This is a genomic window from Brucella haematophila (assembly GCF_005938105.1).
Lineage (GTDB): Bacteria > Pseudomonadota > Alphaproteobacteria > Rhizobiales > Rhizobiaceae > Brucella > Brucella haematophila.
This window is the reverse complement of record NZ_VCPE01000022.1, coordinates 1-14,864: the sequence shown is the minus strand read 5'-3', so window position 1 is coordinate 14,864 and position 14,864 is coordinate 1. Positions and strand designations below refer to the sequence as shown.

Sequence of the window (14,864 nt, the reverse complement as noted above, 5' to 3'; positions counted from 1 at the left end):
GCCCGGATTAAGACCATGAAAGGGAAACCAGCTTGGCCCAGACGTTATTTATCCCGCTAGAGAGTGACCCCAACGAGACACGCGTTGCGGCATCGGCGGAGACGGTGAAGAAATTCATCGCGCTCGGCTTCGATGTCGTCGTCGAAAAAAGCGCTGGTGAGAAATCGCGCATTCCCGATGCCGAATTTGCGGCAGCCGGTGCCCGTATAGGCACGACGGCAGATGCCAAAACGGCAGACGTCATTTTGAAAGTGCGCCGTCCCACGGATACGGAACTCAAAGGGTATAAATCGGGCGCAGCACTGTTTGCCATGCTTGATCCCTATGGTCATGAAGATGCGGTGGCGGCACTTGCCAGGGCCGGAATTTCTGCTTTCACCATGGAGTTCATGCCGCGCATCACCCGTGCGCAGGTGATGGACGTGCTGTCGTCACAGGCAAACCTTGCCGGTTATCAGGCTGTGATCGACGCGGCGGAAGTTTATGACCGCGCCATGCCGATGATGATGACGGCAGCCGGTACGGTTCCCGCCGCCAAGGTCTTCGTGATGGGCGCAGGCGTTGCCGGTCTTCAGGCCATCGCAACGGCACGCCGTCTCGGTGCTGTCGTGACGGCAACCGACGTTCGCCCTGCTGCCAAGGAACAGGTTGCCTCGCTTGGCGCGAAATTCATCGCCGTCGAGGATGATGAGTTCAAGGCTGCCGAAACCTCTGGCGGTTATGCCAAGGAAATGTCGAAGGAATATCAGGCGAAGCAGGCCGCACTCGTTGCCGACCATATCGCCAAGCAGGACATCGTCATTACCACGGCGCTCATTCCGGGCCGTCCGGCCCCGCGTCTGGTGTCCAAGGAAATGGTCGCTTCCATGCGTCCGGGTTCCGTTCTGGTCGATCTCGCCGTCGAGCGCGGCGGCAATGTCGAAGGCGCTATCCCCGGTCAAGTTGCCGAAGTGAATGGCGTCAGGATTGTCGGCCATCTCAATATGTCGGGCCGCATCGCCGCGAGCGCGTCGCAGCTTTATGCGCGCAACCTGATCGCTTTCCTTGAAACGCTCGTCGACAAGGAAACCAAGCTGCTCAAGATCGATCCGCAGGACGAGCTGGTCAAGGCAACGCTTCTGACCCATCAGGGCGCGATCCTGCATCCGGCTTTCGCCAAGGCTGATGCTGTGCCTGCCGCAGCCGCGCCTGCAGCCGAAAAGCCAGCCAAACCCGCTGCCAAGCCGAAAGCGGCACCGAAGCCGAAAGTGGCGAAGGCAGAAGTAGTCGGCGATGCCAAACCGGCGCCGAAAGCAGCGAAAAAAGCGCCTGCAAAAGCACCGAAGGCTGCCGCAAAGTCTTCGTCTTCCCCCAAGTCTCCTGTTGATGGAGGAGAGGCATAATGGCCGAAACTAGTCTCGATAAAGCTCTTGAGAGCTTGAACCAGGCCGCAGATGCTGTCCGTCAGGCTGCGGAAAACGCCGGTGGTCTGGGTGATGCTGCGGCTGCTGCCGCGCATGCCGCATCGGGCGGCGCGATCGATCCGTTCGTGTTCCGCTTTGCGATTTTCATTCTGGCGATTTTCGTCGGCTATTACGTCGTGTGGTCGGTTACGCCCGCGCTGCACACCCCGCTGATGGCTGTTACCAACGCCATTTCATCGGTGATAGTTGTTGGTGCGCTTCTGGCCGTCGGCCTTTCGCTTTCGGGCTGGGCAACCGGCTTCGGTTTCATTGCGCTCATTCTGGCGAGCGTCAACATTTTTGGCGGCTTCCTGGTCACCCAGCGCATGCTCGCCATGTACAAGAAAAAAGAAAAGTGAGGCTGAACCATTATGAGCGTTAATCTCGCAGCCTTCCTTTACCTCGTCTCCGGCGTGCTGTTCATTCTGGCGCTGCGCGGCCTGTCGCATCCGACGACCAGCCGTCAGGGCAATATGTACGGCATGATTGGTATGGCGATTTCCATCGTCACCACGCTTCTGTTGGCGCGTCCAAGCTTCGGCGGTCTGGCGCTGATCGTCATCGGCATCGCCATTGGTGGCGGCATCGGTGCAGTCATTGCGCGCCGCATCGCCATGACGGCAATGCCGCAGCTCGTGGCCGCGTTCCACTCGCTGATCGGCCTTGCTGCCGTTCTGGTGGCCGCCGCCGCAATTTACTCGCCGCATTCCTTCGGTATCGGCGAAGTAGGCCAGATTCATGGTCAGGCGCTGATCGAAATGTCGCTGGGCGTCGCCATCGGCGCGATCACTTTCACCGGCTCGATCATCGCCTTCCTCAAGCTTGATGGTCGCATGTCGGGCAAGCCGATCATGCTGCCGGGACGTCATGTCATCAATGCCGCGCTGGCCGCAGCCATCGTGGTGCTGGTCGTTGTGCTGGTGAACACCGAAAGCCATTTCGTGTTCTGGCTGATCGTGCTTCTGTCGCTGGTATTTGGTGTGCTGATCATCGTGCCAATCGGCGGTGCAGACATGCCGGTCGTGGTCTCCATGCTCAATTCCTATTCGGGCTGGGCAGCGGCAGGCATCGGCTTCACGCTTGGCAATCTGGCGCTGATTATCACCGGCGCGCTGGTTGGTTCGTCGGGCGCGATCCTGTCCTACATCATGTGTAAGGGCATGAACCGCTCGTTCATCTCGGTCATTCTTGGCGGCTTTGGCGGCGATACGTCTGGCGGTCCGGCTGGCGAGGTTGAACAGCGTCCGGTCAAGCAGGGTTCTGCCGACGATGCGGCCTTCATCATGAAGAACGCTTCCAAGGTCATCATCGTACCGGGCTACGGCATGGCGGTGGCGCAGGCCCAGCACGCGCTGCGTGAAATGGCCGACAAGCTCAAGGCGGAAGGCGTGGAAGTCAAATACGCCATCCATCCGGTGGCGGGTCGTATGCCAGGCCATATGAACGTGCTGCTGGCTGAGGCCAACGTGCCTTACGATGAAGTGTTCGAGCTGGAAGACATCAATTCGGAATTCGCGCAGGCCGATGTGGCTTTCGTGATCGGCGCAAATGACGTCACCAATCCGGCTGCGAAGACCGATCCGAAGTCACCGATCTTCGGCATGCCGATCCTTGATGTCGACAAGGCAGGCACGGTTCTGTTCATCAAGCGCGGCATGGGCTCCGGCTATGCGGGCGTGGAAAACGAACTGTTCTTCCGCGATAACACCATGATGCTCTTCGCTGATGCGAAGAAGATGGTCGAGAGCATTGTGAAGGCGTTGGACCACTAGGAAGGGAATAGGGGAGTAGGGGAATAGGGCAGTATGTTTGACTTGCAAATATACGGACCGCATTTTCTTACTCCCTTACTCCCTTACTCCCTTACTCCCTTACTCCCTTACTCCCTTACTCCCTTACTCCCTTACTCCCTTACTCCCCTAACATCGCATCCTGCAAAGCGCGCAGTTCGGCGATCTTCGAGCCAGGCTGCGGTGCAGCATTGGCATAGGTGATGAGTTCGCCCTTCTTGATCGGCGCGATGACCGAGCCGTTCTGGAGCAGGCCGCAGGGAATAGCCTTGGCCGCGCGGGCTTCAGGCGTCGTCATGATCCACGAGCGATAGCAATATTGGCCAATGGCATCGAGACGGTCGCCCGGCTGCAGATCCTTCTTGGCAACCGCGCAGACTTCCGCCACCGGCTTCGGCAATGGCACCATATCGGTTTTGCCGTGCAGCACCACGCGCGCCACGGTCAGAGGCACTTCCAGCGAGGTGAGGTGGAAAGGGCGGTGAAAGGTGAAATAGGGGCCTTTGCCCATCTTCAAATCTTCCAGACGCTCGACCAGGCGGGGATGCTCCATCTTGGCAATGACGAAGACGCCCGGCGATACGCCGCGCCCGATGGAATAATCGACCACGCCCGACTTGTTGAGAACACCGCCGTCTTCCTTCGGGATCAGGGTGCGGTTCAGCTCGTCGATTGCGGCTCTGGGGCCGTGCATGCCGGCAATGTCCGGCACAAGCCCGGTGGCGTTGGCGATGGCCGCCATTTCAACCATCGTCTTGGAGCCGTCGATGAATTCCACCAGCAGGCGGACATTCATGTTCCGGCGGTCCGCCTCCTCCTGATAATCGTCGGGGATCGCATCGAAATTGAGCGGATTGTTCTTGCCCTTGCCGGCGGCTACCACCTTGTGGCCCATGGCGGACACGAATTCGATCAGCTCCATGCAGGATGAAGGCTCATCGCCAGCGCCCAGCGAATAGATCACGCCCTGCTTGTCGGCCTCGGCCTTGAGATAGGGCCCGATGGTGACATCGGCTTCGACATTCATCATGACGAGATGCTTGCCGTTGCGGATCGCCTTGATGCCGGTTTCCGCACCCACTTCCGGAATGCCGGTGGCGTCGATGACAACGTCGATCAGCGGGTTGGAGAGGATCAGGTCATTGTCGCCGGTGACGGCGATCTTGCCATTCTCGATAGCGCGGGTCATTGCCGCTTCGCTATTGGCTTCCTGCGCGTTTTCTTCGTCGCCATAGGCCGTGCGCACAGCTTTGAACGTGTTGGGTAGCCTGCGGGCAGAAAGTGCTCCGACTTCAATGCCCTGCATCCTTGCCACCTGCGTGACGATGTCAGTGCCCATCTCGCCAGCGCCAATCAGACCGATGCGGATCGGCTTGCCGGTTTCAGCCCGCGCTGCAAGATCGCGTGCCAGTCCAACCAATGCCACATTTGTCGTCATGAAACTCTCCGCAAAGCTAATGGCCGCAATTTTGTATCTACGCATTCCCAAACGCAAAACCGCTTCACACTTTTGCTGGGAATGCCTGGCCGGTAATCGGTAATATTGTCACGTTCGTGTTGAATTACGTGCGTAATAGACCAACAGTCTCTATATCAACACCGACAAGCGCGCATCCCCAATCTGCGCGACAAAATATGCATCCCTTTATAGGGCCACTGGAGCCAAAATGAGCAGTGTATCCCCCTTTGATCTGGTGATCTTCGATTGTGACGGCGTTCTCGTCGATAGCGAAGTTCTGTCCTGCCTCGCTTTCGAGCGCGTCTATGCCAATCACGGCATGGAACTGCCGCAGGGCACGGTGGCCAAGGGCATCGGCATGAAACAGGCCGATATCATGAAGATGATCGAGGATATGACCGGCCATCGCCTGCCGGATGGCGTCGATGGCGAATTCTGGCCTGCCACCCGAACCTTGTTTGCCGAAGCGCTGGAGCCGACCGTTGGCATCGCGAGCTTCCTGCGTGAACTGCCGCAGAAGCGTTGCGTGGCCTCTTCCTCGCATCCGGAGCGCATTGCGTTCAGTCTGGAGAAGACCGGCATCAACCATTATTTCGGCGATGCCGTTTATTCGTCAACCATGGTCAAGCGCGGCAAGCCTGCGCCGGATCTGTTTCTGTTCGCAGCCGACAAGATGGGCGTTGACCCGTCGCGCTGCGTGGTGATCGAGGATTCGCCCTTCGGCGTCGAAGGCGCAATTGCAGCGGGCATGACCGCATTTGGCTATACCGGCGGCGCGCATACCTATGACGGCCACGCCGAGCGCCTTTCGTCCAAGGGCGCGCATCAGGTTTTCACGCATTGGGATGATATTGCGCGGGAAATTCTGGTTGCCGCCTAAGCGTCTGATCCAAAAGTCGCCATGCCGGTCTGCAAATGGCAATTTCTGCGCTTACCTAGGCTCACGTACCCAAATGTACGCTGCGCTCCGGTTCTCGAAATCACCATTTTCGCCACGGCCTGTCGCTTTTTGATTCAGACACTAAGCGCGCTATGGGTTAAACAGAAGGCAAATCAGTTCAGCAGGAATGGCCAGCGAATGAAAGACGCAATCACGCTCGATCAGTTGCGCGACGCAATCGGCACGGAAATCGGATGTTCCGAGTGGCGCGAAGTCACGCAGGAAATGATCAACCAGTTCGCGGATGCGACGGACGATCATCAGTTCATCCATGTCGATCCGGAACGCGCCGCTAACGAAACGCCTTTTGGCGGCACCATTGCGCATGGCTTTCTGACGCTGTCGCTATTGTCCACGCTGGCCTATGAAGCGCTGCCCATGCTGGAAGGCGCGACCATGGGCATCAATTACGGCTTCGACAAGCTGCGCTTCCAGTCGCCGGTGAAGACCGGTGCACGGGTGCGTGCGCGCTTCAAGCTGGCCGATGCCGATATTCGCCCATCGGGAAGAGTCGTGAACTATTACGATGTGACGCTCGAAATCGAGAATTCGCTGAAGCCTGCCTTGACGGCCACCTGGCTGACGATTGCCGTGGTGGAGCCGCCCAAGGACTAAGGCTGGGCAGCATTAAGCCGCTTCGCGATAGGAAACCGGAAGCCGCCCTTCTTCATCGAGAGGGGCGGCTTTTCCTTTATGCTTGGTCATCAGCTCGCGGAAGAAAAACGGGCCATGCAGGAACATGCCGAAATCGTAGAAGTTTTTCTTCTCCGCCCCGCGCACATAGAGAAGGTGCATCAGGAAGAAGTTGCCCTTGGAGCGCTTGTAACGGTTTTCGCTGTGCACATTCTTGAAGCGGACGCGATGGATGAGCGGCGGGTTCTCCGTCTTGATCTTCAGGGCGCTGGCAGGATCGGAACCATAGAAATGGATGATATCCGTCAGCACCTGGAATTCCGACCACAGAACCGGGCTGTCCTCAAGCACCACACGCACATCCTCACGGAGCGCTTTCGCTCGTGGGTGCAGCGCGATCATCATCAGGCAGGAGCCGACAGCGAGCAGCGATACCGGCTGCCGTTTCAGAAGGTCGGGGCGCTGGCGCTGAACGGCGGCAAGCGCCTCGACAGCTGGCACAGTGCCGAGACTATGCGCGACAATGATAACTTCATCCGCATGGCTTTGTTCGATCTTGCGCATCAGCGCCTCGGCAAAGGCCGTCCGGCGCTGGTTCAGCTTCGCGTTGCGGTCATGAATGCGGTCATAGGCTGCCGACCAGTCGTCAAGCAGATAGGACATGAAGAACTTGTCGCCGGGCTTGCGCACCAGAAGCGTTGCAAGGAAGGCGGCGAGCGGCGCGGACCAGAGAAGATGCAGCGCCGAAAAGCCTGCCAGCATTGGCGCTGTGGCGATAAGGGCTGCAACGCCCAAAATGGCGAGCGACAGCAGGAAGGGCCACAGGAAGAACAGCACGAAACGCCAGCTCGTCGTGAGATAGCGCCACAGCGTGCCGGTGAAGAGGATGTTCATGAAGGCGAAAAAGCCGGTCAGCATCCGCCTGGGCGTCGAGCGCGCGGCATAATCGTCAAAAATATCCGCCGTGCCGAACTGGCAGAACGCGGTTTCCGTTCGCCAGCCATTGCCCTCAGTGACAGCCAAGGTCGTGCCGCTATCGTTCGGCTCGTCCGTCATGGGCGGCAGCTTGGTCTTGGCGTTCCAGAGCTTGTCAAAGTCTTTCAGGACTTGCGCGTGGCGCACGCGGACGGCTTTGGGGTGCAGGCCTTCATAGCCTGTGAACTGGATAACGAGTCGCTTGCGGAGGGACATGAAACAAACAAATGGAATCAAAAAACAGGAAACGTGCCGGTTAATTCTGTAGAGGGCCGGTCGCGAGGTGGGGCATCCCCATTGGACGACTATTGAGGCCGAATTATGCGGGAAACGAGCGGCTCATTAACGCATTTGTCCGACCGGAACTATAGTCAATTGGTGTAAAGGCGGTATTTCACAGGGGGAGATGGCCAAATTTGCATGTTGAGGTGGACAGCCCGGGCTCGATCTGGTAATAGCCAGCACCAATTTGCAGCGTTTCCGTTGCGAAGCTTGGGAGCCTTAGGGCGTTGCTCGGCCGGTCAGACCGGCTGAAATCGTTAAAAGACCCCCGAACGGCCTCAGGCTTAACCGAAATTCTAACCGATACGGGAATACACGTGCAGGTACTCGTCCGCGATAATAATGTTGATCAGGCTCTCCGCGCTCTCAAGAAAAAGATGCAGCGCGAAGGTATCTTCCGCGAAATGAAGATGCGCGGCCACTACGAAAAGCCATCTGAAAAGCGCGCTCGCGAAAAGGCAGAAGCCGTTCGTCGCGCTCGTAAGCTCGCTCGCAAGCGCGCACAGCGTGAAGGCCTCGTTGGCGGCGCCCGCGGCGCTCGCTGATCGACCTCAAAACAGGCGCCGCTGTTGTGGCGCCTTTTTGCTTTCCGGTGCTTCCCTCGGTTGCGCCGGTTTTTGCATGTCTTGATTTCAGAATTTTTGTTGCCGAAACAGCTCGGTTTCATCTTTTTATTAAAGTTTAGCGCGGCACCCAAAAAAGTTTCTAGACTTTGGCGGGCCAGTTATGTGTAAAAACAAATGATTAGGATGTTCAGCTTTCGGGCTGGATATTGGAAGGCGATACAGATTGTTTGCTGCCGCCTTTTCGCTGTTTTTATCTGACAGTTCCAGTGAGCCCTTGCCGGGCTGGCCCGGACTGAAACGAACAAGGCAGTCCCGCGAGACTCTTCGGCGGTGAAACGCCCATGCGTTGAACAAGAGCCGGGACGGGATGGAGAAGAAACGGGCCGTAACTGCCCGGTTTCGATGGAACTAAAAGGAACACTGTCGTTGCCAACACGCTTGAAGGTGCTGCAATCGTCCGAAACCAGGATTTCGGGAGTTGAGACATTCGGTGCAAACCGTGGGGCTGGAATCGGTCGTCACGGTTTTTTGATTGCCGCCACGCTGTTGGCTCTGACTGTGGCTGGCTGCCAAAGCTCGACCACGACGGCGCTGAGCACTGTTGATCGGGCGCAGGGTTCGAGCGAGAATATCAGCTCGCTCACCAGCGTGATCCAGTCCAATCCACGTGATCCGGAAGGCTATAATGTTCGCGGTTCTGCTTATGGCAAGGCCGGGCGTTACAAGGAAGCGATCCGCGATTTCGATCAGGCGATTTCGCTCAATCCGAATTTCTATCAGGCCTATTCCAACCGCGCGCTGGTCTATCGCTATATGGGCGATACCAACAAGGCTGCGCAGGATTACAGCAAGGCCATCCAGCTCAATGGACAGTATGACGCCGCTTATATCGGTCGCGGCAATGTCTACCGTCAGGCGGGCCGTCTGGATCAGGCTCTGAGCGATTTCAATCAGGCGATTGCCTTGCAGACGACCGATGGTCGCGCCTATCACAATCGCGGTCTGATCTATCAGGCCAAGGGCCAGCACAAGCAGGCCATCGAAGATTTCTCCAAGGCGATTTCGCTCAACTCCACAGCGCCGGAGCCTTATAACGGCCGCGGCCTTTCCTATGTGGCGCTGAACGACTACGACAACGCTTTCGACGATTTCAACACGGCCATCACGCTGGATCAGGGCGTTGCGGAAAGCTGGGCCAATCAGGCGCTGGTTTACGAGCATCGCGGTGAAAAGGCGAAAGCCGCCAGCTCTTATTCGAAGGCTGTGCAGCTTGATCCGCGATACCAGCCTGCGAAGGACGGTCTTTCACGCACACGCGGATAATTTGCGAAAACATTTCCAATTCTATGGCGGCGTGCTCCAAAATCGAGCGCGCCGCTTTTCTTTATACCTGCCCGCGATATATTAGTGAGTATGTCGCTCTTCGATCACATAGGCTTCAAAGCCAAAGATATTCGCCGCAGCCTTTCATTCTATGAAAGCTGTATGCCTGAGCTTGGACTGGAAGTGATTGCGCGTTCGGGCAGCGGCTTCTTCGTCAGCGGCGGGGAGAGGGCACCTGTGCCTTTCCTCTGGATCCATGGCTCTGGAGGTCCTGCCGACGGGGCGGCCATGGATGCAGCCGAGGCGAAGCCGGGCGAGCATCTGCATCTCATGTTCACAGCTGGAAGCCGCGATGCGGTGGAAGCCTTTCACCGCGTGGCATTGAGCGCCGGTGGCAGCGACAGCGGCGGCCCCGCCTATCAGGGGCCGGAAGAGATGGGCTATTACGCGGCGCTGGTCTTCGATCCCGACGGAAACACGCTGGAAGCGGGTTTCCGTGAGAGGAAGCGGTAAGCGCGCCTGATCAGGCGCGTAGGTTCCGCTTGTCGAGGCGACTGACCAGACGGTCGCCGATCCACTGAATGCCGCAGACCATGATGATTAGAATGATCACCACGGCGATCATGATCTGCGTTTCGAAACGCTGATAGCCGTAGCGGATGGCGAGGTCGCCAAGACCGCCTGCGCCGATAGCGCCAGCCATGGCCGATGCGCCCACCAGCGTGATGATCGTCACGGTGAAACCCGCAATGATGCCGGGCAGGGCTTCCGGAACCAGCACTTCACGCACGATTGTCCAGCGGCTTGCGCCCATAGAGCGCGCCGCTTCGACCAGACCATGATCCACCTCGCGCAGCGATACTTCCGCGATGCGCGCATAATAGGGGATAGCCGCAATCGACAGCGGGACGATGGAGGCCCATGTGCCGATCGACGTGCCGACGATGAAGCGGGTCACGGGGATAAGCGCCACCAGAAGAATGATGAACGGCACCGAACGGAAGCCGTTGATGATCGCGCCCAATAAGGTGTTGATCGTCAGGTTCTGCGCCAGGCCACCTCGTTCGGTCAGGATCATGATGAGGGCGAGCGGCAGACCGACCACGAGCGAAATCAGGCTCGAAAAGCCGGTCATGATGATGGTCTCCCAGAAGGAGCGCCAGAGAAGATCAAGCATCGCCTGAGACATAGCCGAGTACCTCCGTGGCGTCTGCATGGGTGTTGAGATAGCCAATACCGGCTTCGAATTTCGCTTTGTCCTGAGCGGGCAGGCTGATGAACAGCGTGCCGACCGGCTCGCCCTGGATCGTGTCCATGCCGCCATGGATCAACTGCGGCACGAGGCCGGTGGCCGCTGCCACATCGTTGAAGAAAGCGCCGCGCGCGGCTTCACCTGAAAGCTTGACGCGGAGGATGGCCTTATCCCCCGCCTTGTCCGTCAGGCGTGCGCGCCACGAGGCGGGCAGTTCCGGCGTCAGTACCTGCAACATGCTCTGGGTGACCGGCGATTGCGGATTGGCGAAGACCTTCCAGACCGGGCCTTCTTCGGCAATCGCACCATGATCGAGCACGATAACGCGGTCTGCGATGCGGCGGATGACATCCATCTCATGGGTGATGAGGAGGATGGTCAGGCCAAGCTTGGTGTTGATGTCTTTCAGCAGCGCCAGAATGGACTGGGTGGTTTCCGGGTCGAGCGCCGAGGTCGCTTCGTCGGACAGCAGAAGCGCAGGCTCGGCGGCAAGCGCGCGTGCGATGCCGACACGCTGCTTCTGGCCGCCGGAAAGCTGGGCTGGATAATGGTTTGCCTTGTCGGACAGGCCCACCAGTTCGAGGAGCTCGGCGACACGGCGCGCACGCTCGGTCCTGGATTTGCCTGCGATCTTGAGCGGCAGGGCGATGTTATCGGTGACGGTCTTGGCCGAGAGCAGATTGAAATGCTGGAACACCATGCCGATGCGGCGGCGCAAAGGGCGCAATTCGGTTTCGCCAAGGCCGCTGATTTCGCGGCCTTCGATGCGGATCGAGCCTGAGTCTGGCTTTTCGAGCCCGTTGACGCAGCGGATCAGCGTGGACTTGCCCGCGCCGCTGCGACCGATAATGCCGAGGATTTCGCCGCGCGATACGGAGAGCGACACGCCATTGATGGCTGCCGTGTTACCGAACATTCGGCGCACGTCTTTCATCTCGACGATGGGCGCTGTTGCGGTGGATGGCGGTTCAATGATCGCGGGGGTCACGGGGGTCACGGTCGTTTCTTCTATAGTTTGAAGCGCCGCTGCGCACAGCGGCAAACTGCAATCGGATAAGGCTTCAAGGAAAGATGAGGCCTGGCTAAGCCATGGAGCTAATGCTCAACGCCGATGCTTTTGGGCAATTTTTTTTCATACGTCAATAAAAGCCGCGCCGGAAACAGTTTCCGGCGCGGTGTTTTGCGGATGAAAAGCTTATTTCCAGGCCGGAATTCCGGTGCCCTTATAGGCGCGGTCAAGCTCGGCCTTCACGGCGTCGTTCTGGAACGAAGCGACCAGATTCTTCACCCATTCGGCGTTTTCATCTTCGGTGCGCACCGCGATGAAGTTGTTGTAAGGATTGTTTTCCTTCGATTCCCAACCGATGGCTTCTTCCTTCTTCAGACCTGCCTTGGCAGCCCAGTCATTGTTGACGATGGCTGCATCGAGATCGTCGATGGAACGACCAACCACACCGGCGTCGAGTTCCTTGATCTCAAGCTTCTTCGGGTTTTCGACGATGTCGATCGGCGTTGCGAGAATGCCTGCATCCGGCTTCAGCTTGATCAGGCCCTTTTCTTCGAGAACGCGAAGCGCGCGGCCTTCGTTCGACGGATCGTTCGGCACGCCGATGACGCCGCCTTCCTTGACTTCGTCGAGGCTCTTGTGCTTGCGCGAATAGATGCCAATCGGCCAGACAGCCGTGTAACCGGCAACGCTGATCTTGTAGCCGTGCTGCTTGATCTGTTCATCGAGATAAGGCTTGTGCTGGAAGGCGTTAGCGTCGATTTCCTTGCGCTCCAGAGCTTCATTCGGCTGGTTATAGTCGTTGAAGGTTACGCGCTCGATGTTGAGGCCGTGCTTCTTGCCTTCTTCGGCGACAACTTTCCAGACGTCTTCGTCTTCGCCGCCCATGATGCCGACCTTGATGGTCTTGTCTTCTGCATGGCTCGGAGCGGAGGCGAAGCCAACGGTCAGCGCAGCAGCGGTGAAGAGAAGGGCTTTCAGACCGGCGCGGCGGCTCAAAGCGTAACGGGAAAGGGCTGACGACATTTTTGTTTTCCTTGTCTAAGCAACAGAGAAAGCCGGTCCCGGATTGCGATCATTAGATGATCATTCTCCCCAGCCCTCCTTGAAGCCGATAATTCCCGTTTGCATGGAATTAAACAAGGAAAATTTTTTCTGAAAATCGAGCGGCTGCAAATCTGAAATTGCGTTCACAGACATGTGAGCGGATTGCTGTTTCCGCTCACCATGCTCTCAGGAATCTGGTTCTATCGATTATCCGCGATAATCATCTGTGCGGCCTTCTCGGCGATCATCAGCGTCGGCGAATTGGTGTTGCCGGACGTGATGGTCGGCATGATGGACGCATCAGCAATGCGCAGACCCGCAATGCCGTTGACCCGCAGGCGCGGATCGACAACCGCTTCCACATCCTGTCCCATGCGGCAGGTGCCGACCGGGTGGAAAATGGTTGTGCCGATATCGCCTGCGGCTTTCTCCAGCTGTTCCTGTGTTTCATAGCTCGGGCCGGGCTTGAACTCCTCCGGGCGGTATTGCTGCAAGGGCGCTTGTGCAACGATATGGCGGGTGAGGCGGATTGCATCGGCGGCGACGCGGCGGTCGCTTTCTTCCGTCAGATAGTTCGGCCGGATGGCCGGTTGCGCGCGGTGATCTGGCGATTTGACGTGGATCGAGCCGCGACTGTCCGGGCGCAGATTGCATACGCTGGCGGTGAAAGCGGGGAAGGGGTGAACGTTTTCGCCGAATTTTTCCAGGCTCAGCGGCTGCACATGATATTGCAGATTGGCGGTTTCATAGGACGGGTCCGAACGGGTGAAGACGCCAAGCTGGCTTGGGGCCATCGACATGGGGCCGGATTGGCGCAGCAGATATTCCAGCCCGATCATCGCCTTGCCGAGAAGCTTGTTGGCCTTTTCATTGAGGGTCGGAATTCCCGTGACCTTATAGGCGCAGCGCAGCTGCAAATGATCCTGAAGGTTCTCGCCAACCTGGTTGCGTTCCAGCGTGACCGGAATGCCTGCCTGTTGCAGCACGTCACCGCGCCCGATGCCTGACAGTTCCAGCACATGTGGCGAGCCGACCGCACCGGCAGCGAGAATGACCTCGCGCCGGGCCTTGACGGTCCGGGTTGCGCCGTTCTGGTCGAAGGTCACACCATTGGCGCGCAGCTCTGCAATCTCGATGCGGCGCACATGCGCGCCGGTTTCGACGCGCAGGTTTTTGCGCTCCAGCGCCGGGCGCAGAAAGGCCTTGGCGGTATTCCAGCGAATGCCGCGCTTCTGGTTGACCTTGAAATAGGACACGCCTTCATTGTCGCCGCGATTGAAATCGTCGGTGGCGGGGATGCCAGCGGCAACGGCGGCATCGCGGAAAGCATCGAGAATATCCCAATGCAGGCGGGCGTTTTCGACACGCCATTCGCCGCCGGTGCCGTGCAGGGCGCTGGCGCCCGCATAATAATCCTCCGATTTCTTGAACAGCGGCAGCACATCGTCCCAGCCCCAACCTTCGCAACCGGCCTGCCGCCAGAGATCATAGTCGCGGGCCTGACCGCGCATATAGATCATGCCGTTGATCGACGAGCAGCCGCCAAGCACCTTGCCGCGCGGATAGCCGAGCGCGCGGCCGTTCAGGCCGGGTTCTGCTTCCGTGGTGAAGCACCAGTCGGTGCGCGGATTGCCGATACAATAGAGATAGCCGACCGGGATGTGGATCCACGCATAATTGTCCTTGCCGCCCGCTTCCAGCAGCAGGACGGAACGGTCGGGATTCTCGGACAGTCGGTTCGCGAGGGCGCAACCTGCCGTGCCCGCGCCAACCACGATGTAATCGTAGGTGTCGGTCATGATTGTATATCCAGTAAAATGCGGAGCCGCGATCAGCCGATACAGCGGCTCATTGATGGGTAGTTACCCGAACAGTTTCTTTCCTAGACGTGAGGCATAGAACTCTCCGATGATACCTTTACGGAAGAGTATGACGCATGCCATGAAGATGAGGCCCGTGACGATTGTGACTGGGAAGTCGGATGTTGCGAGATAGTTCTGGAGGGCGACGACGAAGGCGGCGCCGACGATGGGTCCGATCAGCGTGCCGATGCCGCCAAGCAGCGTCATCAGGATGACCTCGCCCGACATCTGCCAGCCGACATCGGTCAGCGTTGCAAACTGGAAGACGAGTGCCTTCATGCCGCCTG

General features: G+C 58.4%; 14 protein-coding genes and 1 pseudogene. 8 read left to right on the top strand and 7 right to left on the bottom strand.

Annotation, left to right across the window (positions count from 1 at the left end):
- Positions 1-32: 32 nt before the first annotated feature.
- The 3 genes from FGI60_RS23330 to FGI60_RS23320 are packed head-to-tail and all read left to right on the top strand — an operon-like array spanning position 33 to position 3,214.
- The gene (locus tag FGI60_RS23330) at positions 33-1,382 is read left to right on the top strand and encodes a Re/Si-specific NAD(P)(+) transhydrogenase subunit alpha (protein WP_138787189.1); all 1,350 of its coding nucleotides are present in this window, start codon (positions 33-35) and stop codon (positions 1,380-1,382) included.
- The gene (locus FGI60_RS23325) at positions 1,382-1,801 is read left to right on the top strand and encodes an NAD(P) transhydrogenase subunit alpha (protein ID WP_078341226.1); all 420 of its coding nucleotides are present in this window, start codon (positions 1,382-1,384) and stop codon (positions 1,799-1,801) included. Before FGI60_RS23330 ends, FGI60_RS23325 begins: the two co-directional genes overlap by 1 nt.
- Positions 1,802-1,813: 12 nt before the next feature.
- On the top strand, positions 1,814-3,214 hold the full coding sequence (locus FGI60_RS23320) for an NAD(P)(+) transhydrogenase (Re/Si-specific) subunit beta (protein ID WP_138787188.1): 1,401 nt from the start codon (positions 1,814-1,816) through the stop codon (positions 3,212-3,214).
- Between the two features lie 139 nt (positions 3,215-3,353).
- Here FGI60_RS23320 and FGI60_RS23310 read toward each other — a convergent pair whose 3' ends face one another.
- Positions 3,354-4,670 carry a 1-deoxy-D-ribulose 5-phosphate reductoisomerase gene (locus tag FGI60_RS23310; RefSeq protein ID WP_138787186.1) on the bottom strand — a complete coding sequence of 439 codons (1,317 nt, stop codon included), beginning with the start codon at positions 4,668-4,670 and terminating at the stop codon, positions 3,354-3,356.
- 229 nt (positions 4,671-4,899) lie between these two features.
- On the opposite strand from FGI60_RS23310, the gene FGI60_RS23305 reads away from it, so the two are divergent.
- Together FGI60_RS23305 and FGI60_RS23300 are read left to right on the top strand one after the other, a co-directional pair.
- Positions 4,900-5,571, top strand: coding sequence for an HAD family hydrolase (locus FGI60_RS23305; protein WP_138787185.1), 672 nt, complete (start codon positions 4,900-4,902; stop codon positions 5,569-5,571).
- 198 nt (positions 5,572-5,769) lie between these two features.
- Entirely contained in the window at positions 5,770-6,246 is a 477-nt protein-coding gene (locus FGI60_RS23300; RefSeq protein WP_078341230.1) for a MaoC family dehydratase, read from the top strand.
- A 12-nt stretch (positions 6,247-6,258) separates the two neighbouring features.
- Here FGI60_RS23300 and FGI60_RS23295 read toward each other — a convergent pair whose 3' ends face one another.
- On the bottom strand, positions 6,259-7,455 hold the full coding sequence (locus tag FGI60_RS23295; protein WP_138787184.1) for an alpha/beta hydrolase: 1,197 nt from the start codon (positions 7,453-7,455) through the stop codon (positions 6,259-6,261).
- Positions 7,456-7,838: 383 nt separating this feature from the next.
- On the opposite strand from FGI60_RS23295, the gene rpsU reads away from it, so the two are divergent.
- The 3 genes from rpsU to FGI60_RS23280 all read left to right on the top strand — a co-directional run bounded on the left by rpsU (position 7,839) and on the right by FGI60_RS23280 (position 9,923).
- Positions 7,839-8,066 carry a 30S ribosomal protein S21 gene (gene rpsU, locus FGI60_RS23290; RefSeq protein WP_078341232.1) on the top strand — a complete coding sequence of 76 codons (228 nt, stop codon included), beginning with the start codon at positions 7,839-7,841 and terminating at the stop codon, positions 8,064-8,066.
- A 423-nt stretch (positions 8,067-8,489) separates the two neighbouring features.
- Positions 8,490-9,410, top strand: coding sequence for a tetratricopeptide repeat protein (locus FGI60_RS23285; protein ID WP_138787183.1), 921 nt, complete (start codon positions 8,490-8,492; stop codon positions 9,408-9,410).
- Positions 9,411-9,500: 90 nt separating this feature from the next.
- Positions 9,501-9,923 (top strand): VOC family protein, encoded by a 423-nt coding sequence (locus FGI60_RS23280; protein WP_078341234.1) that lies wholly within the window; start codon positions 9,501-9,503, stop codon positions 9,921-9,923.
- 10 nt (positions 9,924-9,933) lie between these two features.
- Here FGI60_RS23280 and FGI60_RS23275 read toward each other — a convergent pair whose 3' ends face one another.
- The 5 genes and pseudogenes from FGI60_RS23275 to FGI60_RS23255 all read right to left on the bottom strand — a co-directional run.
- Positions 9,934-10,599, bottom strand: a complete 666-nt coding sequence (locus FGI60_RS23275) for a methionine ABC transporter permease (RefSeq protein ID WP_138787182.1) — start codon at positions 10,597-10,599, stop codon at positions 9,934-9,936.
- Positions 10,580-11,596: a methionine ABC transporter ATP-binding protein gene (locus FGI60_RS23270; protein ID WP_138787181.1), complete on the bottom strand. Its 1,017-nt coding sequence runs from the start codon at positions 11,594-11,596 to the stop codon at positions 10,580-10,582. Before FGI60_RS23270 ends, FGI60_RS23275 begins: the two co-directional genes overlap by 20 nt.
- A gap of 261 nt (positions 11,597-11,857) precedes the next feature.
- Entirely contained in the window at positions 11,858-12,694 is an 837-nt protein-coding gene (locus tag FGI60_RS23265) for a MetQ/NlpA family ABC transporter substrate-binding protein (RefSeq protein WP_078341236.1), read from the bottom strand.
- Positions 12,695-12,915: 221 nt separating this feature from the next.
- Positions 12,916-14,514 carry a GMC family oxidoreductase gene (locus tag FGI60_RS23260; RefSeq protein ID WP_138787180.1) on the bottom strand — a complete coding sequence of 533 codons (1,599 nt, stop codon included), beginning with the start codon at positions 14,512-14,514 and terminating at the stop codon, positions 12,916-12,918.
- 63 nt (positions 14,515-14,577) lie between these two features.
- Positions 14,578-14,864, bottom strand: a pseudogene (locus tag FGI60_RS23255) (branched-chain amino acid ABC transporter permease); the annotation flags it as partial.